This window comes from Anaeromassilibacillus sp. An250, from assembly GCF_002159845.1.
GTDB lineage: Bacteria > Bacillota > Clostridia > Oscillospirales > Acutalibacteraceae > Anaeromassilibacillus > Anaeromassilibacillus stercoravium.
The window spans coordinates 71,945-96,773 of sequence record NZ_NFJK01000009.1 but is presented as its reverse complement, the minus strand read 5'-3'; the positions used below and the strand labels follow the sequence as shown (position 1 = coordinate 96,773).

The 24,829-nt window shown below is 48.0% G+C and carries 22 protein-coding genes; 7 read left to right on the top strand and 15 right to left on the bottom strand.

Annotated features, from left to right (window positions below; all coding sequences use genetic code 11):
• The first annotated feature begins 37 nt into the window (after positions 1-37).
• The 7 genes from B5F54_RS09735 (at position 38) to B5F54_RS09700 (ending at position 4,765) form a co-directional block, all read left to right on the top strand.
• On the top strand, positions 38-616 hold the full coding sequence (locus tag B5F54_RS09735) for a flavodoxin family protein (RefSeq protein ID WP_071430702.1): 579 nt from the start codon (positions 38-40) through the stop codon (positions 614-616).
• Between the two features lie 24 nt (positions 617-640).
• The gene (locus B5F54_RS09730; RefSeq protein WP_071430704.1) at positions 641-1,024 is read left to right on the top strand and encodes an MmcQ/YjbR family DNA-binding protein; all 384 of its coding nucleotides are present in this window, start codon (positions 641-643) and stop codon (positions 1,022-1,024) included.
• 27 nt (positions 1,025-1,051) lie between these two features.
• Positions 1,052-2,560 carry a Y-family DNA polymerase gene (locus B5F54_RS09725; RefSeq protein WP_087233708.1) on the top strand — a complete coding sequence of 503 codons (1,509 nt, stop codon included), beginning with the start codon at positions 1,052-1,054 and terminating at the stop codon, positions 2,558-2,560.
• Positions 2,557-3,216: an endonuclease/exonuclease/phosphatase family protein gene (locus B5F54_RS09720; RefSeq protein WP_071430708.1), complete on the top strand. Its 660-nt coding sequence runs from the start codon at positions 2,557-2,559 to the stop codon at positions 3,214-3,216. Before B5F54_RS09725 ends, B5F54_RS09720 begins: the two co-directional genes overlap by 4 nt.
• Positions 3,217-3,230: 14 nt before the next feature.
• The gene (locus B5F54_RS09715; protein ID WP_087233705.1) at positions 3,231-3,653 is read left to right on the top strand and encodes a hypothetical protein; all 423 of its coding nucleotides are present in this window, start codon (positions 3,231-3,233) and stop codon (positions 3,651-3,653) included.
• A gap of 435 nt (positions 3,654-4,088) precedes the next feature.
• Positions 4,089-4,406 (top strand): helix-turn-helix domain-containing protein, encoded by a 318-nt coding sequence (locus tag B5F54_RS09705; RefSeq protein ID WP_071430711.1) that lies wholly within the window; start codon positions 4,089-4,091, stop codon positions 4,404-4,406.
• Positions 4,407-4,537: 131 nt separating this feature from the next.
• Entirely contained in the window at positions 4,538-4,765 is a 228-nt protein-coding gene (locus B5F54_RS09700) for a sporulation initiation factor Spo0A C-terminal domain-containing protein (RefSeq protein WP_071430713.1), read from the top strand.
• 64 nt (positions 4,766-4,829) lie between these two features.
• Here B5F54_RS09700 and B5F54_RS09695 read toward each other — a convergent pair whose 3' ends face one another.
• From B5F54_RS09695 to B5F54_RS09630, 15 genes are all read right to left on the bottom strand, one after another.
• Complete coding sequence (locus B5F54_RS09695) at positions 4,830-5,069, bottom strand: hypothetical protein (protein ID WP_071430715.1); 240 nt, start codon at positions 5,067-5,069, stop codon at positions 4,830-4,832.
• A 12-nt stretch (positions 5,070-5,081) separates the two neighbouring features.
• Positions 5,082-6,050, bottom strand: coding sequence for a hypothetical protein (locus B5F54_RS09690; protein ID WP_071430717.1), 969 nt, complete (start codon positions 6,048-6,050; stop codon positions 5,082-5,084).
• 20 nt (positions 6,051-6,070) lie between these two features.
• Positions 6,071-6,730 carry an SIMPL domain-containing protein gene (locus B5F54_RS09685; RefSeq protein ID WP_083389885.1) on the bottom strand — a complete coding sequence of 220 codons (660 nt, stop codon included), beginning with the start codon at positions 6,728-6,730 and terminating at the stop codon, positions 6,071-6,073.
• Positions 6,731-6,732: 2 nt separating this feature from the next.
• Positions 6,733-6,909 (bottom strand): hypothetical protein, encoded by a 177-nt coding sequence (locus tag B5F54_RS17625; protein WP_172724600.1) that lies wholly within the window; start codon positions 6,907-6,909, stop codon positions 6,733-6,735.
• A 70-nt stretch (positions 6,910-6,979) separates the two neighbouring features.
• Complete coding sequence (locus tag B5F54_RS09680; RefSeq protein WP_235821954.1) at positions 6,980-8,104, bottom strand: cysteine desulfurase family protein; 1,125 nt, start codon at positions 8,102-8,104, stop codon at positions 6,980-6,982.
• Positions 8,105-8,113: 9 nt separating this feature from the next.
• Positions 8,114-8,311, bottom strand: a complete 198-nt coding sequence (locus B5F54_RS09675) for a hypothetical protein (RefSeq protein ID WP_071430723.1) — start codon at positions 8,309-8,311, stop codon at positions 8,114-8,116.
• Positions 8,301-9,752: a BREX system Lon protease-like protein BrxL gene (brxL, locus tag B5F54_RS09670; RefSeq protein WP_076944459.1), complete on the bottom strand. Its 1,452-nt coding sequence runs from the start codon at positions 9,750-9,752 to the stop codon at positions 8,301-8,303. Before brxL ends, B5F54_RS09675 begins: the two co-directional genes overlap by 11 nt.
• A gap of 12 nt (positions 9,753-9,764) precedes the next feature.
• On the bottom strand, positions 9,765-12,095 hold the full coding sequence (gene pglZ / locus B5F54_RS09665) for a BREX-4 system phosphatase PglZ (protein ID WP_071430725.1): 2,331 nt from the start codon (positions 12,093-12,095) through the stop codon (positions 9,765-9,767).
• A gap of 11 nt (positions 12,096-12,106) precedes the next feature.
• Complete coding sequence (locus B5F54_RS09660) at positions 12,107-16,312, bottom strand: hypothetical protein (RefSeq protein WP_087233702.1); 4,206 nt, start codon at positions 16,310-16,312, stop codon at positions 12,107-12,109.
• A 13-nt stretch (positions 16,313-16,325) separates the two neighbouring features.
• Positions 16,326-18,686, bottom strand: coding sequence for a phosphoadenosine phosphosulfate reductase domain-containing protein (locus B5F54_RS09655; protein WP_071430729.1), 2,361 nt, complete (start codon positions 18,684-18,686; stop codon positions 16,326-16,328).
• Position 18,687: 1 nt separating this feature from the next.
• Positions 18,688-21,177 (bottom strand): hypothetical protein, encoded by a 2,490-nt coding sequence (locus B5F54_RS09650; RefSeq protein WP_087233699.1) that lies wholly within the window; start codon positions 21,175-21,177, stop codon positions 18,688-18,690.
• 6 nt (positions 21,178-21,183) lie between these two features.
• Positions 21,184-21,426, bottom strand: coding sequence for a helix-turn-helix domain-containing protein (locus B5F54_RS09645; RefSeq protein WP_071430733.1), 243 nt, complete (start codon positions 21,424-21,426; stop codon positions 21,184-21,186).
• 384 nt (positions 21,427-21,810) lie between these two features.
• Entirely contained in the window at positions 21,811-22,068 is a 258-nt protein-coding gene (locus B5F54_RS09640) for a helix-turn-helix domain-containing protein (protein ID WP_071430735.1), read from the bottom strand.
• Entirely contained in the window at positions 22,065-23,915 is a 1,851-nt protein-coding gene (locus tag B5F54_RS09635; protein ID WP_071430737.1) for a type IV secretory system conjugative DNA transfer family protein, read from the bottom strand. Before B5F54_RS09635 ends, B5F54_RS09640 begins: the two co-directional genes overlap by 4 nt.
• The gene (locus B5F54_RS09630; protein WP_071430738.1) at positions 23,897-24,820 is read right to left on the bottom strand and encodes a DUF3991 and toprim domain-containing protein; all 924 of its coding nucleotides are present in this window, start codon (positions 24,818-24,820) and stop codon (positions 23,897-23,899) included. The genes B5F54_RS09635 and B5F54_RS09630 overlap by 19 nt, the downstream gene beginning before the upstream one ends.
• Positions 24,821-24,829 lie beyond the last annotated feature (9 nt).

The window sequence follows — 24,829 nt, the reverse complement described above, 5'->3', positions numbered from 1 at the left end:
ATTGGAAGCTGTATCAAGAGCAGAAAAGAGGTTCCGGATGAAAAACATTCTCATTATCCAAGGGGGCGGCAGACCCAACGGAAATACTGCCCAGTTGGTGGAACACTTTGCCCGTGGTGCGAAAGAAGCGGGGCATACCGTAGAAGTTATTTCACTGAGAAAACAGGAAGTAAAGGGCTGCATGGGATGCAACGCCTGTCGGTATGGAAAGCCTTGCGTACAGAAGGACAGCTTCAACGAGCTTGTTCCCAAAATTAAGGATGCAGACTGCATTGTCTTTGCCTCACCCTTACTGTTCTGGACGATTTCCGCTCAGCTAAAGGCGCTGATCGAGCGCTTTTATTGCATCGCAGAGGAAGATCCCAACCCGCCGTTGGGACGGTATGAGAAATACCCCTCCAAAGACTGCGCCTTGCTGATGACCTCCGCTGACAATTTCTTCTGGACATTTGAGCAAGCGGTTTCTTACTATCAGTTTACCCTTGTCAACTACATCGGATTCCATGACAGAGGGATGCTATTGGCCGGAGGCTGCGGCGACACCAACGGCAAGCCACAGATTGACAAGACCGACCATCTGCAAGAGGCATATGAATTTGGAAAACACATCTATTGAGCAATGCAGCGGGAGGTTTGCAGAATGAATCGGGGACAGTTCAAGCAATATATTCTTGAAACCTATCCCTGTGAGGCAAACCACCCGTGGATAAAATACCCCAACAACGAGGTTTTCCGGCATCCGGGCAACCGCAAATGGTTTGCCCTTGTGATGGATGTTCCCAAAAACAAGCTGGGTCTGGCAGGCTCGGATGTTATTGATGTGGTAAACCTCAAATGCGACCCGATCCTCATCGGCTCACTGCGGAAAGAACCCGGCATCTTTCCGGCTTACCACATGAACAAGGCAAACTGGATCTCGGTTGCCTTAGACGGCAGTGTGCCGGACGAACTGATCAAAATGCTGCTGGATATGAGCTATGGCGCAACAGCGCCCAAGAGGAAAAAGAAAGCCAAGAAAAGCTGATGCCGCTGAAAGGAGGCGTACCGAAGCATGAAGCAGCGCACTTACATCGCAATCGACCTCAAGAGTTTCTACGCTTCGGTGGAATGCCGGGAGCGCGGGCTTGACCCCATGGACACCAATCTTGTTGTGGCGGATGAAAGCCGCACTGACAAGACCATCTGCCTTGCCGTCACCCCAAGCCTCAAAAGCTATGGCATTTCCGGCCGGGGGCGGCTCTTTGAGGTCAGGCAGCGGGTCAGGGAGGCCAACGCCGGACGGCGGCACGACGCTCCGGGCAGAGTGCTGGAGGGCAAGTCACACTTCATCTCTGAGCTGCAACAAAACCCGAAGCTGGAAATCGACTTCATCATCGCCCCGCCCCGCATGGCCTACTACATGGAATACAGCACAAAGATCTACGAGGTCTACCTGAAATACATCGCCCCGGAGGACATCGTGGTCTACTCCATCGACGAGGTATTCATGGATGTGACCGACTACCTGAATACCTACAAGCTGTCTGCCCATGACCTTGCCATGAAGATCATACTGGATGTCATTGAGACAACAGGCATCACGGCCACGGCGGGGATCGGCACCAACCTCTTTCTCTGTAAGGTGGCCATGGATATTGTGGCGAAGCATATCCCAGCGGATGAAAACGGGGTACGCATCGCCCAGCTGGACGAGATGACCTACCGGCAGACCATGTGGTCGCATCAGCCTCTCACCGACTTCTGGCGGGTAGGCCGTGGCTATGCAAAGAAGCTGGAAGAGCATGGGATGTTCACCATGGGCGATGTGGCGCGGATGTCCGAGCGCAACGAGGACCTACTGTATCAACTCTTTGGGAAAAATGCGGAGTTGCTCATCGACCATGCGTGGGGCTGGGAGCCGACCACCATTGAGGCGATCAAGGCATACAGGCCAAGCTCCAACAGCTTAGGCTCCGGGCAGGTGCTTCACTGTCCCTACAATGCGGAGAAGGCACGGCTTGTCCTGCGGGAGATGGCCGATATGCTCTCGCTGGATCTGGTGGACAAGGGGCTTGTCACCGATCAGCTGGTGGTGACGGTGGGCTATGACATCGAAAACCTCACCGACCCGGCCAGAAAAGCAAAGTACCACGGTGCGGTTGTGAAGGATCATTACGGACGCCAGATCCCCAAACACGCCCATGGCACCATCAATCTGGACGGACACACATCATCTACACGCAAAATAATGTGCGCTGCGGCAGAGTTGTTTGATTGCATTGTAGGCAAAAACCTTCTCATCCGAAGGCTGAATGTGGTGGCGAACCATGTCCTTCCGAAAGAGTCTGCGCCGGTGAAAAACGGGGGCTTTGAACAGCTCGACCTGTTTACCGACTATGCCGCACAACAGGCGCAGCAGGAACGGGAAAAGCAGGAATTGGAGCGGGAGCAGAAAATGCAGACGGCTATGCTGACCATCAAGAAGAAGTTCGGCAAGAATGCGATCCTCCGGGGAATGAATTTGGAAGAAGGGGCAACGGCCAAGGACAGGAACGGGCAGATTGGAGGGCATAGGGCGTGAAAATTGCCACATGGAATGTGGAGCGGCTCAGGCACAAAAAACAGCTCGACCAGATACAAGGCTTATGTGATGGCATCCATGCCGACATCCTTGTGCTGACCGAGACAGACAAGCGGCTGCATCCCGATTATGCCTTCTGCTGCGAGACCACATCATTGATGGGAGATAAGACCATTCCCTATGCCGTCACAGAAAATCGCGTCTCGCTTTACACCAACTATCCCGTTGTTCGGCTGCATCAAACCTATGATTCGCGTACCGCCCTCTGTGCTGAGCTAAAGACGGAAAAAGGGAATCTGCTGGTGTATGGGACAATCATAGGTACGCTGGGCAATCGTCATTCTTCCTTCATGGAACAACTGCACCGGCAGTGTGATGACATTCGCCGCCTGTCCGAATTGGGCGATGGGATATGTGTCTGCGGAGATTTTAACTGCTCCTTCTCGGATAACTACTGTTTCACACAGGCCGCAAGGACAACGCTTCTGGATTTGTTTCGTGATACAGGATTGACCCTTTTGACCGAAAGACAGACAGAGTGCATTGACCACATTGCCGTGTCAAGCAGTATGGTTACCACCAAACGGCCAGTTCTGGAAGAATGGAATGTGGACAAGCGTTTATCCGACCACAAGGGAATTGTGGTCACCTTTTGAGGGGGGCAAAAATCATGAAAACACAGTATGATGACATCATCCATCTGCCCCATCATGTCTCCAAAACAAGGCCGCAGATGTCCATGCTGGACAGAGCGGCACAGTTTTCCCCCTTCGCCGCTCTCACCGGCTACGAGGATGCCATCCAGGAAACCGGACGGCTGACAGATACAAAAGTGGAGATTGGGGAGGAAGTGCGGGAGGAGCTGGACCGGAAACAGCAGTACCTTCAGGACATCATAGCAGACCGACCGGAGATCACCATTACCTACTTCGTCCCGGATGAGAGGAAGGCCGGAGGCTCCTATACATCCCACACCGGCAGTCTGAAACGGATTGACTATTATGAGCGAGTATTTGTTCTGACCGATGGGACGAAAATCCCACTGGATGAGATCGCCGATATCGAGAGTGAATGCTTTCGAGGAATTTTGTGATTACTGCTTTCCCTGCGACCAAACCGAAGAAGAGTCCTCCTATATGGCTGGGAATTTCTGTTCTTTGGCACCAGTATCGATGCGGTGGAGACTACAAGGCATTCGGGCATCGGGGCGGATCGTGTTGTAAACTATTACTGCGGCAGCGCCAGGACAGCTCGACCATGAGGTCTTGCGTGAAGCCATCTGCACTGTTCGAGTCAGTGCGCCGCTGGATGCAGATTGAAAAAAACGATTGATTGGTGCGTGCTATCAAAAGCGCAGTCAATCAATACTGCCTTACCTGATACTCGATTTTTCTATCTTTGCTGAAAGTTATCCGCGTAAACAGTTCTTTAGAATTATACCTCGTTCTTTGGATTCTGTATGAATCAGGCCATCACCACTATACTATTCTTTAGAACAAAAGCGAGTTCTAAAGGAGGCGGTGGCAGGATGGATGCAAGAGCAGTTGGACAAAGAATCAAGGCTGCAAGGGAGAAAAAGAACATGACACAAGAAGATCTTGCCGCCTGCATTGACATTAGCCCGACCCATGTGAGCGTGATTGAACGCGGAACCAAGATTCCGAGGATGGACACTTTCGTAGCGATTGCAAATGTGCTTGGCGTATCTGCGGATGACCTTCTGGTGGATGTGGTGGATCGAGCGACTGCCGGAGTTGCTTCGGAGCTTTCTGCCGCCATCGAGGCGCTCCCTCACGAAGAAAGGATGCGGGTCTTAAAAGTAGTGTCTGTATTGGTAGATAGATGAGTGTGGAAGAGCTTTCGGCTCTTCCACGCTTTTTCTTTTTCCTCTGTCAAAATGTGAGTGATTTCGACATTCTTATGATGTTATACTTGCGCCAAAGAACAAGAGAAAAGTCTAAAGACGGAGGAATATCCATGAAAAACTTTGAAGAGATTATTGCGAAAATTGCCAGGGAGAACGGAACCACGCCAGAAAATGTACTCCGTGAAATGCAGTTGGCTATTGATCATGCTTACGATCACCATGACAAGGAGGCGCAAAAGTTATGGGATATGATGTCATTCAAAAGCGACAGACCGACACCGGAAGAGTTCATCTTTCAGGTGGCAATGATGCTGGATAAAAACGGATCATTACATTAAATTGGATGCTCTGACCATGTTGTAGCGGGTTTCCCTCTGCTATCTTCTCGGTGGCTTTATAGCCTTAGTCATTGAACAAGGCATCGTATTCCTTAATTCGATCTATCCAATCCAGTTCCCTTTGCCGCTTTGCATTATCATCTATGACAATCGCCTCGGGATAAACCTTCAGGATTGCCTCCTTCATCTTGCGCTGTTCCGCCTTTGTGGTAGGAATCCGTTTCTTGCCGCCATACCAGGTTTTCTTCAGCTTTTGCGTCACATCGAAGGCCGGCGCAGGAGCCTTTTTCTTTTTTCCAAACATCAATGCACCTCATCAATCCATGCTGCCATCGCCTTTGTTACCTCCAAACTCGCAGCCGTATTGATGACCGTGGCCATAGTACCATCGTCCATAGCGATACCCATAGTGGGGAGGGCAGTTGGCGCAGTCCCCGTTACAATGTCCGTTATGCTGGTGTCGTTCGCTGTGCCGGGAAACTGCATTGATTCCGGCAATCGCAGCGAATAGCGTTCCCCAAAAGCCCAATCGAGGTGCTGCGGATTCCTGATAAGATATGTCCTCGTAGATGGGCTCATTGTGAAGTTCCAGATGATGCTTTTTCGCAATCTTCAAATATGTATCGTCTGGGAGTACATCATACAACTCCTCAGCTTGATTGGCATCAAATGTCCCTTGGGCGGTCAGCGACATTTTTTCAATGAGGGATTCCGAAATTCCAAAATCGAGCCACTCCATGATTTGCTGCGGAGCGAACCGCACCTTGCCCTGTAACGATTTCTCAATCAGAGTCTCGATAGTTGCCTGGTCAAGATAATCCCTCAAAATATCAAGCTGCTCAGCGTCAAAGCATCCCGTGACTTTCATTACCATCGTTTTGAAGGTCTCTTCATCTGCGCAGTCAACCAACTCCATAATCGTTGCCGGTGCATATTGGTCGCTCGTAGCCTTTTTCAGAAGTGTCTGGAATACTTCATCATCCATGCAGCCGGTGAGGGTATCCAACGCTTCATCGGAAAGTGTTCCTTGGACGGAGGAAACGACACGCTTCATCGTCGCTGTATCCACGCAGCAATTCAAATCCTCAATATTCTCGACTTGAAAGGTGACACCGGCATCCAAGGCTCTGTTTATCAGCCGACTTGCGGCCTTTTCATCACACAATTCCATAGCTACTTCGGTGACTTCAGCCGGGGAGCCATAGGAGGTGAGGGCGGAAAGCCGTCGAATCTGTGTACTCGTCGCCCAGTCATAGAACTTTTCGTAATATTCATCCCAAGTCATTTCCGCACCTCACATTCTGATTATCGAATCTCCCAGACGAAAGTGGCTGTGTCGCTTACATCAATGTCATCCGGTTCGATGTCCATATCGGCCATGGCTCCCATCGGCATCGCCAAGCACTTTTCATCAAGCATATATTCAGTGCGTGAGACAACATTGAGTTCGCCCCAATTATAGTCGATGGCGAGCAGATCTCCCAGCGCCACATTCGAGGCTTCGCAAAGAATTTCCGCTTTTTCCCGTGCGTTGATCGTTGCGGATTTCAAAAGCTTCTTGTTGACCGCAGACGGGTCTTTTACTGTGAAGGCGATGGACAGCTCTGGTTTGGCAAGACATTTTGAGATTGCGGAAAGGGACTGCGCCAGCCGCCTTGTGTCGAAATCAAATTCAACTTTGAGCCGGTGATTGCAGATATATCCGTTGAATACGCTTTTATAGTTGCCGTTTCTGTCTTTTACTCGTTCATAGTCTGTGCGAACATTGAAATTCACGGTTTTTACAGACTTCTTCTTAAATCCGACAGATTCCAGCGCCTTGTTTAGATAGTCAATCTGGAGTGCGGCCTGTTCCATCGCTTTTTCGTAGTTCGTATCCTGCGCTTCAAGGCTCATGGAGATGACGATGTAATCCGGCGGAGTGGAGACTCTGCCAACTCCTTTTACGGTTATCGTCCTTGACATCATCACACCTCTTTTCTGTTTTCCTTGTCACGCTCTGCTTTCCACCGTTCAAATTTCTCAACATTCTTGGGGTCGGAATAGAACTCCCTGCAAGATTGCAGCAGTGTACGGCAGAGGGCTTTCATTTCATATTCTGGGATTTGGCTAAAATCAATCAGGGGTTGTTCTTCGCTCATCATGACACCACCTTACAGGGACTTCATCACATCCAGCAAGTGCTGATGATTGTTATCGTATTCAATAGAAGCTCTACTTCAAAATTCGCAAAAGTGCATCAACGATTTCGTCGATATCGCCTTCTGTATTGTTCTTTCCTAACGACAATCGTATTGTTCCCTTTGCCAGTTCTGGCTCCAGTTTAATCGCCTGCAACACATGGGATATTTGTGTTTCTCTGCTATTGCAGGCTGAACCAGTAGAGACACAGATTCCCATCAAATCCAATCGGTGCAAGAGGGCTTCACCACTGTAGCCGGGGAAAGAGAGACTGATGTTCCCGGGGATATGTGCTGCGCTCCCATTTCTGGAAAATCGTACATTCGCATCTGACAAGCCCATGATTAGTTTGGTTTCCAGCCGAGTTAAATGCTCCGCTGTATCTTTCAGTCCATCTACACATTTTTTTAATGCAGCCGCCATACCTACAATAGATGCGATATTCTCTGTGCCCGCCCTCATGTGGTTTTCCTGACTGCCGCCACTTGCGTATGGAGCCAGCGGCGTCCCTTTTCGGACATACAGGAAGCCGATACCTTTGGGACCATGGAATTTGTGGGCGGAAGCAGAAAGCATATCTACACCAAGATCGTTCACATCTATTTTGATATGTCCAACCGCCTGAACAGCATCGGTATGAAACATTGCGCCAACGGAATGAGCAATGGCAGCTAACGCTGGAATGTCCTGAATGGAGCCTATCTCGTTGTTGGCGGCCATAATAGAAACCAGCCGAGTATCCGGTGCAATGTGTTCTGACAGCGTTGCGGTATTTACTTTGCCGGTAGAATCTACCGGCAGATAAAAAACGGGATAGCCCATTCTTTCAATATCAGCGCACGGACGCAAAATCGCATGGTGCTCAATGGCTGATGTTATAAATCCGTGTTTTTCCGGGTCGAGAAATGCAGTTCCCTTTATTGCCCAGTTGTTGCTTTCCGTACCACCTGAAGTGAAAAATATTTCGTCAGGTTGAGCGCCAATACACTGGGCAATGATTTCCCTCGATTCCCGCAGAGCTTTTTTGGGCGCTCTCGCAAATGAATAGGGCTGCGAAGCGTTTCCGTATTCTTCTAAAAGATATGGTTGCATCGCCTCAAACGCATCAATATCCAGTTGTGTTGTGGCTGCATTATCCGCATAGATAAAACGCTTCACAATCCCACCTCATTCAAATAATTTACAGCCTTCCTCTTTGAACTCCTCGATTTTATCAAGCAATTCCTCAACAGTACACCCAAGATATTCGGCAAGGCAATCCATACAGTAGAAATTCTCCATGTCTTCGCCCAATAGTTTTTTGTTAATACCGATGGTGTTCTTGTTAAGATTATTTTTACCGCAGATGATACAATCAATTTTCATAAGGAATCTCCTTCAGCGAGAAAGAAGGCACATCCTTACCCTTGAACTCCACATCGAGAATCCCAAGCTGCCGTTTGATGATTTTACGCATACGGACAGCAGGACGAAGGCAATATTGCTGGAATCCCTTTGGATTGATGTCCCGTGCGCTCCGCACATTCGGGAACAACAGCTTCAAATATGCTGTTGCAATGCGCTTTACGGCCTCCGTGTCACGGGTATCTGCCCTATCAGGAACATCAATAATTTGATCAACAATCGCTCTATAACTCACATCATTGCGAAGCTCGTGCAAAATGGTGCAGAAGTATTCTGAATTTAACGCCCAGCCGGACAGCTTCAAATCATCATTCATTCTTGGTATATCCCAACCCTTGATGAAACCATGGATTCGGTCTACCAATGCACTTTCTTGAAATAGTGAGGGCAGCTCGGAGAACATATTCTGCCACTCATCCATATTATCCTGTGCGATGTTACCCAGGAAGATGATGCCTGCATCAGATTTCCCCTCGTAGCCACCGATGTTAAACTGTCCATACTCCATATATCCCTGCATGATAGAGCGCATTTCGTTCACATCGCCAAACTGCACCAACTTTACCTCATCTATTGCGATAAAGTCGTGGCCGGTAACAAAGCCGGGAGTCTTCCGAGCGGTATCATAAAACATTTTTGCCCGAGTTACCTTTCCGCCATCTGTTAGAAGACCATATTTACTCACATGGCCAAATACATAGGACTTGCCAGTTCCTTTGGGTGCAAGCTCTATCAGATTGAGGCGTTTCTCCACAAAGGGAAGAATGCGTGTCAGCATGGAAAGCTTTTGTTCCTCACTTTCATACCCGCCCGCATTGTAATCTATGGCCCCTAACAGCACATCAATCCACTCGGAAGTTGTAAATTCATTCCGAACATCCTTGTAATAATCAAGGTCAATAGTATAAGGGCAGAAATTTGTAAATCCAGTAAGGCGAATTTTCCCTGGAATTTTAGGCTTCGCAGTGTCATCCGGGGGTCGATAGCCGAGCTCGACCACACCCCAGACCTCCTGCCCACTGATAAGCTCTCCACGATACTGATCCCATGTAGACACATCAATCATGGTTTCTTTATTTGTCAAACCGAAGTCGGGCAATGAAAAGGTGATTTCTCCGGTTTTTATGCTTATATCGACAGAAATCTTGGTCAGGAGTTTGACACGCTCGTTATCGTTAATGATTCTATCTTTGATTCTGACCCATTCTTCTTTATTCGGAAGATAGGTGCGGATAAAATCCGTAAGTTCGTCTATGTCCAGATTACCTTCATCATCAGCAAACTTTTTGAGCAGCCAGTCTCTCAAAAACGATGGCAGACCTAACGCAGAAAAGAAGTTGCTTTTCTTCAAATCCTTGTAGACGACCATTTCATCGAAACAATCCCGAAGTTTTTCGGTCACGAGTATCCCTCCTTACAGAATGTTCTTTTCGCTGCCGCTTTCTTTTTTCACTCGAAGTGGCAGGCCAGTGGCAACAGGCATTCCACCGGCAAATACATCTACGCTGTATGTCTTGGCACGACGAATTTCAGTCATTTCCTCAACAACATAGAAATTATCAGCAGTCGGTTTTGCTTCGTAGGTATGACCGTCTATTACGACGCTGACATCCACCAACTTTTCCGTAGAAAATACTTTAATGGCAGCTTTCTTGCGGAAACTAACGAAAATTTCGGGGATACCCGTAAATGTTGCAGTTGAATCAATCGGCATTATTTTAACTTCAACGGCATCGTTAAGATACGAAATCTCGATAATCGGTACGGTAACTTCCTCCAATGTTGCGCCGCCATGAACCTCAACATTCGCTTTCCGGCTTCCCTTAAAACGGTCATAATTGGCAAGCGCCCAGAAATCTTCCGCATCCGTGGCACTGTCCGGCCTCTCATCGACCTCACTTTTCGGACAACATCTCCCAGAGTGCTTCCCGCTTGATTGCATTTCCCATAGATTTTCGGTTCCGTGAATTACAGCAAGCCGACTGGCACCATGGTCTGCAATTAAGATGGCCTTTTGATAGTCGCCGTTTGTGAGGTTTGTTTTGATTTTCTTCAGGAGTTCATCAATCAGCTCCAGTTCACGAATCAAATGAATCGGGAGCTTACGATCCTCTCGACTATAATCATAGCCTTCCTCACCGTGATGCTTGATTTTATCTATCTTATCAACAGAGATGATGGGGAATCGATCTGTGGATAGGACATCCCAAAATTCCTTGTTCCGACTGGTGATGGATGGAAGCTCACATCTGCACACAGTAACTTTCGCCATGAGTTTAAGTGCATGACATCTGGACATGATATAGCCAAGATACTCCACGCCCATTGCATCTGTAAAATAAGTCTGGGTATCCGTTACATCAATTCCTTCTATCACAGAACTGCGTGGCGGGAGAATTCTGTTATAATCCCGATCGACTGCTTGCTTTTCGACAAGTGTCATGAAGTCCGGGAAAATCTTATTGACAACCTTCTGATATTTGTACTCCTGGAAATAGTTATCAAGCAGTTCACTTTTGAAATGGTACGCTGTCAGATACGCCCGAAGATCAGGATAAATTCGCTCCAATATATCAAGAAGTTCTGCTCTCCCGAAGTCCTCACTGTATCTATCCAACAGCTTGAAAATAAGCTCCTTTTCCTGAAGGGTATTGTCTGTCAGGTAGCAGAGCGCATATTTCCCCTTGCTTTGGACTATCTTGCAAAATCCACTGACCTCATCAAGTGGGTTTTCAATGGAATTCAAAAGGTCTTTTCTTTGTCTATATTGGGAAATAAAGTCTTTGTCGGTCGGATCTTCCTCTAAGATAGTACGATACAAGCTGTGAATCAGCCCGGATGGGGAAGTAGCCGTTTCTATTGCCTTGTTGAAGTAGGAGTTGTTTCCCGCATGGAACAGTTTGAGCCCGATAAAGTACAACCAAAGCCATTTCTTGTTAGAAGCTTTTTGTTTGTAAGTAGAGATAACAATATCCAAATTGTTGACGCTCCCTATTTGGGCGGAAATCAACTGTTGCCAAGAAGAATATTTCCGAAACTCTGTCAAAGCATACTGCCAGTTCTCTTCATCTCCGTAACTTTCTGGCAGTACAGATGTCATTGCGTCCAAATGACACAATACTTCATAAGGATTCTTCAAATCTGAGATCGTATAGAGCGAAAACGGATACTGATCCTTGCTTTTTGCAGTCTCGATGTATAGAATCTCTGCTGCGGCTGATTCCACCGCCTTGGCCATGCCTCGAAGCCCTTTTACCAGCGCACTTGCGTCCGTAGGTTGAATGCCCTCTGCGGTAAAAATCAGCTTAGGACGAGCGGATGGTATCCCCTCTAAAACGCAAATTCTGCTATCAAGGCGCCTGTCATTTTTAATAAGGGTATGCAAGTATTCCACACATTGAAAGGTGAGGATAACTGCATGGCCCTCAGTGCTCATAGATAGAAGTTCTTTTAATTCTTGCACCAAGGCCTTTTCGCCTTTTAACTTGAGGAAGCTCGTGATCTCACTGACAAAAAAGTTGGTATTCTCATGAGCAAGGCGTTCAAGAATGTTGGGGATGACAGGGAATTCATCAGGTTTGCAAAACGCCGCATCAGAGGCACAAAGAAAGACATTTTGGGGCAATTGATAGTGGAGCATGATGGCTTCCAAATCTGCCTTGTTTTGAACATCTACGATAAGAGGCTCGACATTATCTTTCTTCAGATAGCGGTCAATTTTTTTAATGACTTCTTGGATGGTCATTTTGCACCTCCTCAGTTCCCTTTGATAATCTCCATGCCAACAACCATGTTATCCCGAATGAGGTCCTTTAGATACTTCTTCACATCAGCAATATCCATCTCATCGATCTTGGCGAGGGCACGTTCACAACCACCCTGGTTATATTTCGCCTCTGCCATTTGACGAAGCTTCTTTTCAATTTCGGGAAGGCCGAACCACTCAAACGGCTCTGCTGTGATGTGAGAGTCAAGGTAATCTTTCACTTCCTGAATATTTAGAAGCATAACCGCATAGTTTCCGATGATACTGTCTCTAAACGCTTTGTCCAAAGCGGCACTATCATCCAGAAGGTCAAAGAATTTTGCAGACGCAAAATATTCCATGGCACGGTCGATTGCCTGTTCATCCGCTTTGGCACGGTTGACAGCTCCAAATGCAGCTTTTGCTTTTGCAACCTCGTTGTCAGGGATAAGACACAGAATAGGCATCTTGTGTTTTTTCGACCAGTCACGAGGAGAGTCAGTCCCAGTTTTCTCTCTCCACAGTTTCTTTAACTGTGTGTTTTTCTGGCCTTCCTTATAGGCCCCAACCTTCGCTTCAACCTGATTCAGATAGTCTGCTTTTTCGTAGGTGAATGAGCCAGCAGGCATCGTGTCAAACACATCCTTGATTTCGTCTTCTGAAAGCCCATCAAGATAGTATCCGCACACACGGTTGAACAGATCAACCTGGTTGTTGTAGAAGTTGCGGAATGCGCTTCCGTTTGCCTGAACAAGTTCCAGGAAAGACTGCTTCTGGGAATCCAGCAGCGTTCCTGCTTTTTTCAGGTTATAGAGCATTCCGAGGAATGGCCCAAGTTCATCAAGATAATTTTTTGCAGCTGCATAGGAGATGCGAATATATCCGCACTTGTCACACCACTCCCGTATGGTCGCATCATAGGAGATGCTTTTGGAGATAATCTTATTGCTTTCTACAATGATTTGATACTCCAGAATAACCTCACGGATTTTCTGCTGTGCGGTTTCGACATTCCAAACCCAATTCGCCGCATCCGCATCAAACTTCCTGCGGAGAACATTGAGGTATTGACCGCCATCGCCAACTGTTTTAGCAAGAGAGACAAGCGTACCATTTTCAAAGGTTTCAAGGTAGGCAGCCATACCCTGGGTACACTTTTCCTTGGTCAAAATCGTTTGCAAATCTTTTGCGGCATCTGGATTGGAAAGGGCAAGATTTCCGATTGCCATGGCAATATCGCTATCGCTCTTCGCTGTACCCATGTTATTGCTGTTGGCAATTCCACAAAAAGAATCAATGATTTCGGACAACACGGAGGTTTCCGTCTGAAGCGATTCTTTGTCCAGAATATACTTCAAAGTCCAAATCGGGAAGGAGAATTCCTTCATCTTGTTGCGGATGCGTTCTCTGGTGTTTGGAACCGAAGTACACATATTAAGCGGAATCCCAAATGCCACAGAAGTAATTTCGTTAAAAGCCTTCTCTGCGGGGGTCATCGCAACGATATATTTATCCTTATAGCGAGGATTCGGCGTGATTTCAAGGCGAATAACTTCGTCAATCATTTCCTTGAGTTTGCCAACATTCAAAATGTCGTTGGTAAGCCCATCGCTCCAGCTATATGTCCCAGAGGCGTATTCCTTCAGCACAAAGCCCATAATAAATGCAGACAGATTACAGGGCATAAAACCATAAGGTGCCGCCTTCAAAACGTCATAGATTTGCTTGATAGATACACGGCCACCACCGTTCTGGAAGCCATCGTTTACAATTTCATCAACACACAGCTTGATTTTGGAAATCAAGAGATGAGGCTTGGAAAGCCAGTATTCGGGAACCTTCCATGCGCCGTCAAGAGCGATTTCCAACTTTGTGGCGGGACTGCCGGACAGGAAGGTACCAGCTGTTTTCTCATTGAATGCGCACTCAACACCTTGCTTCAAGCTGCTCGGTGTATACATATTGGCAATGACATTGTAAGAGCCCTCAAGGCAGGACACGAACTTTTTCTTGTTGATTTCTGCAAGAAGGCCGTACAGAGCGTCCAGCGTAGTAGCACGTTCCCCATCCGGCTTATCTGCGGTGTGAACCATAAACTCACCGCCTGCAATGCGGGTTTTCCATTTCTTCAGAGAATCTTTTGCATTGTTGGCATATTGAGTAACTAATGCAGGGTCTTTTCCTTGCTGGGACATAGATAACGCCATATCGTGACGATACACGCCATAGCCATCCGCACCAAACGGAGTACGGCTGGCATCAATGAAAATCATGTTGTAGGTGCCAGCAGCAAGGGCGTCATGTATTTTCTTGCCCAGAACCACACTTTCTGCATCATCTTTCGCAAAGCATACAACAGCAACGATCTTATTTGCATACTTTTCTTCCGTGTTGCGAAGCTGCTTGATTGTAGAATCAAAGTCGGAAGACGAAACATAGCGCAGTTCATAGCGAAGCTTCAAAGCTCCACCAAGGCTGATTGCATCCACGATACGAGTTCTGTCAGCAAGTTCCTCTGTGATAAAAGCCGAGGTGCTCTTGCGGTCGATCTGTTCCTCAAAAGGTGTTACATCAATTTCGTTTTCATGGTTGTAAGCAGCATACTGGAATTTTCCACCGCCAAGGGACTTGGAGAACAACACCTTTTCTCGAACAAGCTGATCCGCACATCTCGCTGCGGAGCCTTCCATATCAGTCCCTTCAAAAGCGTTGTCAAGGTTCTTTTCGTTGGGAATAAACAGCTCAACAGAGTCGCCGGCATATTGAGAAATTGCCTGCAACAGAAGAACCGTTTTGAGTACACGTTTTTGGTCAGAATCAAGGCGCTGATTCCCAGCACGATTGTAATAGTCCAGAATAGAGCGAATATCATGCGATAGATATTCTTTTCCCTTATCATAGAAGAATTCCCAAAGCATATCGACGGAAAGCAGCGGGTTGTCGTCCTCTGGCCCGAAATTGTCAATAAACCACTGGAACCCCTTGATTTCATCGCCACGGTCATTTTTAATAAAGTCAAACATACTGCGCTGGTTGGAATCAAACGCAGAGGAAATATGCTTGAGAAGCAGGGCGGCATAGGGATGTATCGGGAGAATATCGATCATCTCTTTGTCGGTGATCCGAGCCACCGACTTCACCAGCTTACGGGATGCCTGTGTTCTATCAGTCAGGTCGCCAAGGGCTACCTCCCAATCTGCCAAAACAACTTCGTCCTTATTCTTCTCCATGGCTGCACCCATGAGTTGGAATGCAATATTTTCAGGCAGGCTGATTAAACTGTGCGGACTGACAAAGCGTCCGTTCAGCTTGATGAAGTCCTGGTCGCGCTCATGGAACAGGCCCTGGGTCACATGGGTCACCAGCACAAAATAGAAGGGATCGGTTTCGCTGATTTCACAAAGCTCCTGAAATCCGGTGAGATTGCGGGCGTTGTTGTAGAAATATTCGGTAAACTCGTCCCACATAAAGACAATCGCCTTCAAACTGTTTGCCCGGATGACCTCACGAATCCAGTTGCCCAAATCGGTCACGCTCAGCGACAGAGCTTTTACCTGACGCTCATCGGCTACCTTGAAGATATTGTCCATAATCCTTGCCAGCGCCTCGCCGGAGAAGGTGTGCAACTTCTCAATCACCGTATCGGCGTCATCTCCGCCAAAGAGGTCAGAGTAAGTGCCAGTGATCAGTCCGTTGAAGTAGTTTTTGTTATCCTTGTCAGAGAGCCATGCAATGGTAGCATCCTTCAGCGCATTCCCGCCCTTGTTTTCAATTCCGGCATCAACAAGCGCCTTTTCAATGCTTTCCTGGATGGCAAAGACAAGATTATGGTCGCTGCGGATAGAAGCGGAACCATAGCGGTGAACGGTCAAGATACGACCGCTGGACTTCACGGCCTGGAAGCGGTTGTACAGGTCGTTGTCCATTTTATGTCTCTGGAAGTATTCACGGGTTTCTTCTTCGCTGGAATCCAGCAGCTTTTTGAGCGTGTGAACGGCATGGGATTTACCGGTTCCGTAGGCACCTTCCACCCATAGACAGAGCTTCTGCTTGCGCTCCAGGACGCTGACCGTGTTCTTCAGAAGTTTCACGAAGGTCTCGTGGGGGAAGAATTTTTTCCACACTTCCGGGTTCTTCGTGATGACCGCCTCGTTCACGGCGGGGAAATAATCCGGATCAATATTGAAATAATGACGGTATTTTTCCAACATCGGCATAGCATCTTCCTCCTTAGAACAGATTCAGCACATCCTGAGATGTCTTTTCGCTGTTGAGAGTGATATTATCCAGGTCCAGTGTAAAGCTGGCGTTGAGGAAATCTGGATAGTTGATAGTCAAACCATTCAAAATCTTTTCCATCTGATTGCGGTCAAGACCAAAAATCTCAGTAGGACTAACACCGTCACTTTCGAGGTCATGGTTTAAGAGGCGGGACAATGTAAACTGGTGGTAATCCCCGCAAGCCTCTGCAAATTTATATAAGCTGTAAAGAATGACAAGCGGATTCGGATTTTCCCAGGGGATGCGAACCACGCTATTCCAAAAACGCTTTCCGTTTTTTAGCGTGTAGTCACAGACACCCAGGCCGATTTCATTGCTTAATTGAGGAATAGAAATCAGGATGTTTTTATATGCGGAGACAATGTGTGAACGAGAATTTTTACTCATTGAGTCATCCAGCATTGCATAAATGGTATCAGGGGTGTGCGTTGTGGAAAAATCAATGTTTTTGACCCACCAATTAAACTCCGATGTGTATGTCAAATTGCAAAGAATCAATGCCCAAGCGTCGGAATTCTCTATTCCAATATTATCAATAACTTTACCAAAGGGTGCAAATTTAGATTTAGCAGTAACTTCGGCATCGTTCAAGAAGCTCTTGAGATTTTTAACCATGTTGGTTCCAAGGCTGTGAGGAGAAGTCCAAAATTCATCCTTTAATTTGAAATACGATCTAACCCAATCGAGTTCAATGCCCATATTTCCATACCTGTCAATGCTCCCCATTTTCTTTTCTCCTTTCGGCAATCGCAACGAGTTGGCTACTAAGCAACCATGGAATACATCGTGACATTTTTTGCATTTTACGCATCGGTCATCGATTGTTACATGGCCATCCTTCATAGAAATAAACCCATGCGGACAATTCGCCTCGCATACTCTACAGCCAATGCAATATGCGGTTTTTCTGAACACAGTCTTCAATTCTGACATAAAATAAATGTCTTTCTGGGTATTTTTCCCTATCACAACTGTAGCAGTTAGTCCGTTGGTATTTTCGGCAATCTCAATGTGATACAACTTATCTCTGCAAAGCACTTCGACATTACCATTCTCCAGAAAGGTTACATTGCCAATTGTTTTAATCCACTGCTTCCAATCAGTTTCTATACGGGATACTTGAATTGTAAGTACACCTTGTTCAAATGATTCATTTGTATAACTTTTGGCGAATGATAATTCTTTTCCACTTCTTCGTGCTTTCCATCCACCAATGTCCATAAACTCCTTGACGGCGCTCGGATTAGACAACTCTTTGGAGGTTGTTTCCAGAATAATGTTATTGAATGTTGTGGTTGTCCGATATCCCTCATCACTAAAGCTGTATGCTTGTTCCTTAAAATACATATTTTTCGATGTGGCTAACGGGCACACAAGACATCCTGCACGGCTATTTCCTTTTTTATAGGCATCATTTATCAAGAGTTGTCTCTCATAGATATAGGAAAACAATTCGGCGGAGTTCCATTCAAGGATTGGGTGGCAGCTATATTGTCCACGAACTTTCTCTCCGTGACTAATACCTTCGTATTCACTTCGAGAAGCACTTTCATCTCCTCGGATTCCTGTGAAGGCCATTCCCCTAAAATGAGGATTATTGGTATACTCTCTCAGTAAGATGATTTGAGGCGCAGTTTTATGCACACTACAACACCATCGCATCGTCTGCGCTGGCGGTCCAAATTCCCTCCATGTGACTTTCGGGTCGAAGTCAGACTTTGCTCTTAAAAATTCAATCTTTGCGTCTTTACAGTGCTGTTCAATCTCTTCGACTATTTTATATGTATCCGGGAATTCCATTCCCGTATCGCCAAATAGCACTTTGAATTTATTGTGCGGCAAAGCACGCTGCACCAGATCGAGGGCTACTACACTATCCTTGCCGCCACTGAACGCCACATAGAAGACATCGACCCGATCCATGTATTCAACATAAATGTTGTATATTTTCTTTATTGTTTCTGCGGCCAGTTTCTCCAACAAATCCCGGTTCTTTTCGACCATAGCGGGAATATCAACAAAGCGGAGAGGTTGTCCATCGGGCTCTGGCTCGTCCATAATCACAATTTCAGGTGGGGTATAAAGACTGCCGCCTTTGGTCTTGGCAACCTGCCGTCCCCGGTAGAAATAATTGTTGGCTTCCGCCCACATATAGGGGTAGGAGTCATTCTTTGCATAATTCCAATACCGGTCAAATCCAAGAATATCCAGTTCTTTGTAATACACCGGACGAGGTTCCTTACTGAAGGAAAGCGGTGAGCTGTTCAGCAGCAGTCCGCCCGTCTCGGCATCCCAGGTATATGAGTACATATTAGTCGGTGTCCTTCCTTTGCCTCTGTGCTTTTGCTCTGATAATGAGCGATTCTATTTCTGAGTATCTACGGCGGGCAAGATATCCATTGTCACTCAGATATTGAAGCACGGGGGCTTTTTTCATCTCTATTTGATTGTTGTTGGCCAGCAGGTCAATGATCAAGTCATCAAAGCTGCCGATGCCTGCGGAACGCTTCACAATTGCACCGGCGCATTCAGTTCCATTAAAGCTGCTATGTAGGAGCAGATATTTCTGACTGTAACTTGCCACATAATGTTCCAACAAGAAGCTGTTCCAGGGAAATCCCACATAGGGGAGTGCGCCAAAGTTCGTTACTTCCGGCAAGGGAATATACTTTTCCGTACAGATTCGGTCCAGCACCTCATCTATGTCAGCAACGGGGAACTGGGCCGCTGCTTTCGATACAAATTGATCCCGGCTGATTCTCAGGCTGTTTTCGTAAACGGTATCAAAGTATATGGTCGTAGCGAGGCTATCCGCCAATCCCTGAAGCTCAGACAGCGTGAAACTATCATGACTTCTTGCATATTTTGCAAACACATCCACCATCGAGATTTCCTGACCCGAGCGGCTGATGATATTTCCTTTGAACGAAAATTTATCACCTAATTTTGCCTTTAGTGCATCCCGGAACCCATACACGGAGAGGGTGTGATTTTCCTCTATGATATAGGGATATTTTGCCCGGATTGCATCATAAAGCTCATTACCACCAATGAAATCCCTTTCGTCAATGGTCCTCTGGATGATTTCAGCAATTCCATCCAATTCTTCATCAGACAAATGGACAATACTTTCGTGGAAGTATTCGCTGCGGCCATTGTTGACGAATTCAACATTGCTGGCAAGGATCAACTTTATTTTACTCTGTGGAAGATGCGGCAGTGCAGCAAAAAGCTCATCATAAGTCGCCGGTCTTCCAAAGTTTTGCAAGCAAGAGCGAACTTCCGATAGCGGGTCCATGCTGACATCGGGCGTTTTCGATATAAAACTTCTGTTGATGAAAAATCTTCCGTTTCCGATAGAGGTCAAGTACGCTTTCAGCATATCGGCATCGTGAATATGGTAGTCCAAGAACACATCAGAAAATTCGGCAAAAATCGCTTGATAATAAATAGCTGCTTTCCCGTCTGCAAAGGCGCTCTCGATGTAATCCAGCAGTTCTTCCTTTCGATCTTCGCTCAACATGACATCTGGGAGAAAGGCTTTCCCCTCGTAAAGAATGCATAGTTGCTTGATTTTGTTGCTGATGTCATCATCAGAGTCAGTCAGCTCTGTGGCATGGGTTGCTGTGTAATACCTCTTAAATTTGCGTATCTCAAGAGGCGAATCCATACGGAATCCCTTCATGAAATATTCTCTGAGCACTTGCTCATAACCTTCATTCCTGTAAGGACTCGCAGAATCTATGTCCGCTTTTGTAGGAACAGTCTGTTGCGGCTCAGCCCCAATGAACATAAGAAACTTCTGCAAAGCCGCTCGGAAGCGATTATGCTGCCTCGCATTGTAACTCAAAAAATCCGCATCGTTTAAGAGTAAGCGAATCGTTTCCTGCGCAGCTTGCCGATCAGAAGTGTAAAGTTGCCAAGAAGGCAGTTGGTGTTCTCTTGCAAACACCTCACAATTATTTATTGCCGAAGAATAACTCCGACTGGTAGCATCGGCCATTTTCAGTGTTTCCGACAGGTATCGAGAAAAACTTCTGCTGTTTATCTCATCCGACTGTTCACTCGCAACAGATTTTGACATTGTATCGTTTGCGATATTATGTGTGTGTTGTGGCTGAAATGTCTGAGTGGCGGTGTTGGATTCCTCAACTGCTGTTTCCTCAATGCCAATACGAGAATAGAGCCCTTCTTTTATGTAGTTGTAGTAATATCGCCCTGCAGCAACAATTTTATTGATCTGCTTTCTGCGGGTTATTCTGAAGAATTTATTTTGTTCAATTGTGCGCTGAACTTTCTTTATGGTTTCGATGTCTGTTGTCTGGAACAACGGTTTTTGCAGGACTTTTATTTTCAAGCAAAAGGTTTCGATTTCAGAATAACAAATATAAAAGTCAGAAAGCTGGGCAGGAGACACTTGTTCGGCAAGATACCGCATGAAATCATCTTTAACGGTTTTTCCATCGATTATCATTGCTCTTGCCTCCTTCAGTAATTTTTGATACTCGTCATGGGAGTCATGATACAAACTTGCAACCCCTGTAAAAAGTCTGGTAGCCGGTTTGAAAACTGTGCGTCCCAAATATGCTGACTCCATGCTTTTCATTTGAAATGAGATTCCGTTTGTATTACGATACACCGCATCAATTTCTATGCCCCGATGAACTGCCATTGCTCTTAAATCGTGAGATACTGCCTTAACTGCGTCTGAGCGTGTGAGCTCGCCTTTCATAGAGGCAAGGATCCCTTCTAACAGGATAGCGGCTTCATATTTATCCCAGGACGGTTGCCTCTCTGCCATATACAACTACTCCTTTGAAGATGTTTGCGTGTTTGAACTATTTTTTGATTCTTTTACATATTCCATAATATCGCCGAAATCACAGTCGAGGGTCTCACATATACGGCCCAAAATAGCGAGATTTACCGTTTCATCTCGCCGTAGCTTTGTCATTGTATTCGGCGCAATATCTGCGGCTTTTCTCAAATCCGCTTTGCTCATTTTCTTATCTACAAGTAACTTCCACATACGGTTATAAGAAAGCGCCATGTACTCTCTCCTTCTTCCAGATAATACAGATATTTTGTAAGGTGATTCTCAAAGAACGGGCCTTAATGCACACTTGACTTATATTTTACCGCTAATCTCTATTATCTTCAAGAGCGTATCGCAATTTTATGCGAACGCACAATCTCTCCGGCAGAAGAAAAGCAGGGACTTGCCGGGAGCGCATTGCCGACAAGTCCCCGCCGTTCTTCCGTTAGTTTCTTTCTCTGCATTAAATCTCAGTTAGAGTGAGTCCTTCTGGGCGGTTCACAATGAACCGCCCCTGGGTCCAGCACATGAGCGCAGCCTCCCCTTGGTGGAAGGTTTTAAAAATTCGATTCCTTCAAAAGTGGTTTGTACAACTTTTTGGTACAAACCACTTTCTCTTTATTTTACAGTATAGAGATTGGAGGTACTGCTGCCGTTGGGACGGTATCGGGGGGCTTTGACCAGATATCCGGCTTTTTCCAAATCGGATACAGCCCGCTTGACCGTGGAGCGGGACAGCTTCATGTCCGAGGCGATGGTCTTGATGCCGGGCCAGCACTTGCCCTCAGCGTCTGACCGATCCCGCAGGTACATATAAACTGCCCTTGCTCTGGAGGGCAGTTCGGTGTCGGCGTAGATGGTTCCAAAGTAGCTCATGTGTTTTCTTCCTCCATGGATTTGATACTTTTACCCCGCTTTCGGGTTCTCTCCTGTACTGGTTCATGCGCCATACCGCCGTGTCCGGACACCGCATAGCCCCGGTGTTCCGCTGCTTCCTCTGCCTTGGCAGACTTCGGAAGATTCCGTTCCAGATCCACACGATTGGCATAGGCCACCGCTCGGTTTGCCCGCTCCGGCACAGTGTACGGCTCCCCGAAGGTGATGCCCCAGTTCAGGAAGAGCTGGAGCCGGGTCCGCATGGGATGGGTACCGGTTTTCATGACAATGAAGCTGCCCTTGGGGATGGATTTCAGCTCGTCAGGGGTGAGTAGTGCCCGTTCCATCATCTGCAGGCTCTGGCTGGGATCGTTCTTCCCTCGGCTCACCGAGCCGGAGAGGACGGTGCGGCTGCCCAGGGCTTTGGACAGGACTTCCGCAGTCTGGCTGTTGGGGGCGAAACCGCCGAAGATGGTGTCCTGGCAGTTGTCCTGAATGATTTCGCAGCCTTCCTTGCCGTAGTTTTTCTCCAGCTGCGCCAACGACTGGATGATGGGTACCAGCGTCAGCCGGCGAGATCGACCGGCGGAGAACAGGGGCAGAATATCAAAGGGCGGCATGGTTCCAAACTCGTCGCAGAACAGCACCACCCGGTTTTTCAGCTTGCCGCCGTTCTCATCGGCCACGGCAAACAGCTCCCGGCTGAGATTCTGAATCATCAGACCGGCCATAAAGTTCTTGGTGGTGTCCTCCTCCGGCAGGATCAGGAAGATGGCGGACCTCTCCGACGCAAACTTCTCGGCGTCGATGGCGCTGTCAAAGCACAGGATCTGCTCCAGTTCGCTGTCCAAGAAGGCATTCAGCCGGGACAGGACCGTGGACATGACGGAGGCCATGGCCTGCTCGGCGCTGTTGAGGGCGGCTCCGGCGAACCACCGCGCCTTGTGGTCCGGAGGCAGCTTGCCCATCAGAAGCTGGAAGTGGCTCTTGCCCTTGACGCCACTGGGTTCCAGAAGATCCTGCACCAGCTTGAACACGGAGACGATGTGTCGGCGCTCCTGGGGATGGTCTTCGTCGGGCGGCAGGAACTCAGCCAGCATCAGGATGACAGAGGTGAGCAGACCTTCGGCGGCATCGTAGAAGAAGGCGTTTTGCCCACGGTTGCTGTCATCGCCGTCCGGGTTGACAATGGTCTTGGACAGGATCTTGGCGTATTTTTCTGCTTTTGCGCGGGCCGCCAGATTCCCCGGCTCCTTTCGGGCGATATCCATGTACCGGTTGACCAGCGTCAGCAGATTGTTGCCATCCGAGCGGGTGGGATTACGCAGGTCGATAACAGAGATATTGTACCCATAGCACTCCTTGGCGATGGTTCCGTAATTCCGGGCAAGGTCGCCCTTGCTGTCCAGCGCCAGCCAGCTCATGCCGCTGGCACAGGCATATTCCAGATTGGGATAGAGGAAATAGGCTGTCTTGCCGATGCCGGAAGCGCCGATCATGAGGCAGTGGATATCGTCGCTGTCCACCAGAGCGGTAAGCTCGCCCTTCTTGCCCTTGCACCCCAGCACCAGCCCCTGCTCCGCGGGGCGGTTGTGGCCGCTGCGCCAGTCCCTGACCCGGAACGGGACATGGGCATAGATCTTTTTGATCTCCTTTGCGGTGGCCCACCTCGCGGTACCGTGCTGTCCGTCGCCCACCGTCCTGGACTTGATGCCGCTCAGGGTGTAGCAGTGGGACAGCGCAGCAAGTCCTCCGATGACAAGAAACATTCCGGCGCCGGCCAGAATCAGGAGAGCCACCTTTGACTCCTTGAGCTGCTCCAACAGAGTTATCCAAAACTCTGGCATAATGTGTTCACCTCGCATTTCTGTTCTCTGACTGTAGTCAAGTCATCGTTCCAGTCCTTGTTCTCCGGAACGAGCCGTTCCACGGTGTAGTCCGCTTCCAGCTGGGCCATCATGCGCTGGTTGGCCAGGTGGCCAGCCTCGTCGTTGTCCAGACAAAGCAGCACGGTGTGAATCTGGGGCATCCGCTCCAGCATCTTCGCCACCGGCTGGATGGAGGTGCCGCAGCAGGCCACATAGCTGTGGCGCTGCCAGTCCTCCGGATGGAGCGTGATGTAGGAGAGCATATCGATGGGCGCCTCGAACACATAGAGGCTTTCGTCTGTTCCCATATGGTGAAAACTGTAGCGGGGATTGCAGCCCTCCACATTGAGCCGGAAGGCTTTTCCGTAGCTGTTGGTACTCCGTTTGTGGGCGTGACGCGGGACGCCTTCCTCATCTGTGCCCACAAATACTGCATTGTGGTATTTCGCATCTTCGTACAGGAGCCTTTCCCTGGCGAAGTGGGCTACCACACTTCGGTCAATGTTCCGATGCTTCACCAGATAGGCATAGACCCTGCGCATATCGGAGTGGACCGGCGGCAGGACAAAGGGCTTTGGCGGCTCCACCACCCGCTCTGCGGCAGAGGGGTAGATGGTACCCACTTCTCCGCCCAGCAGCATGGTCACCGCTTCGGGATAGCTGAGGTTGTAGAAGCGCTGCACAAAGCTGACGGCGTGACCGCCCCTCTCCTCGGCATGGTCGTACCACTCGTTTCCGCGGACGGTGACGCTGTGGTCCTTGGCCAGCCGTTTCTCTCTGCCGGACGGAATCAGCTTCTCGCCACGGAACCGGAGGAACTCCTCCAAGTCCACAGCGGCGGCACGCTGCCTTTGCTCTTCTGTAAAGTGAATATAGGTTGACATGGTTCCCTC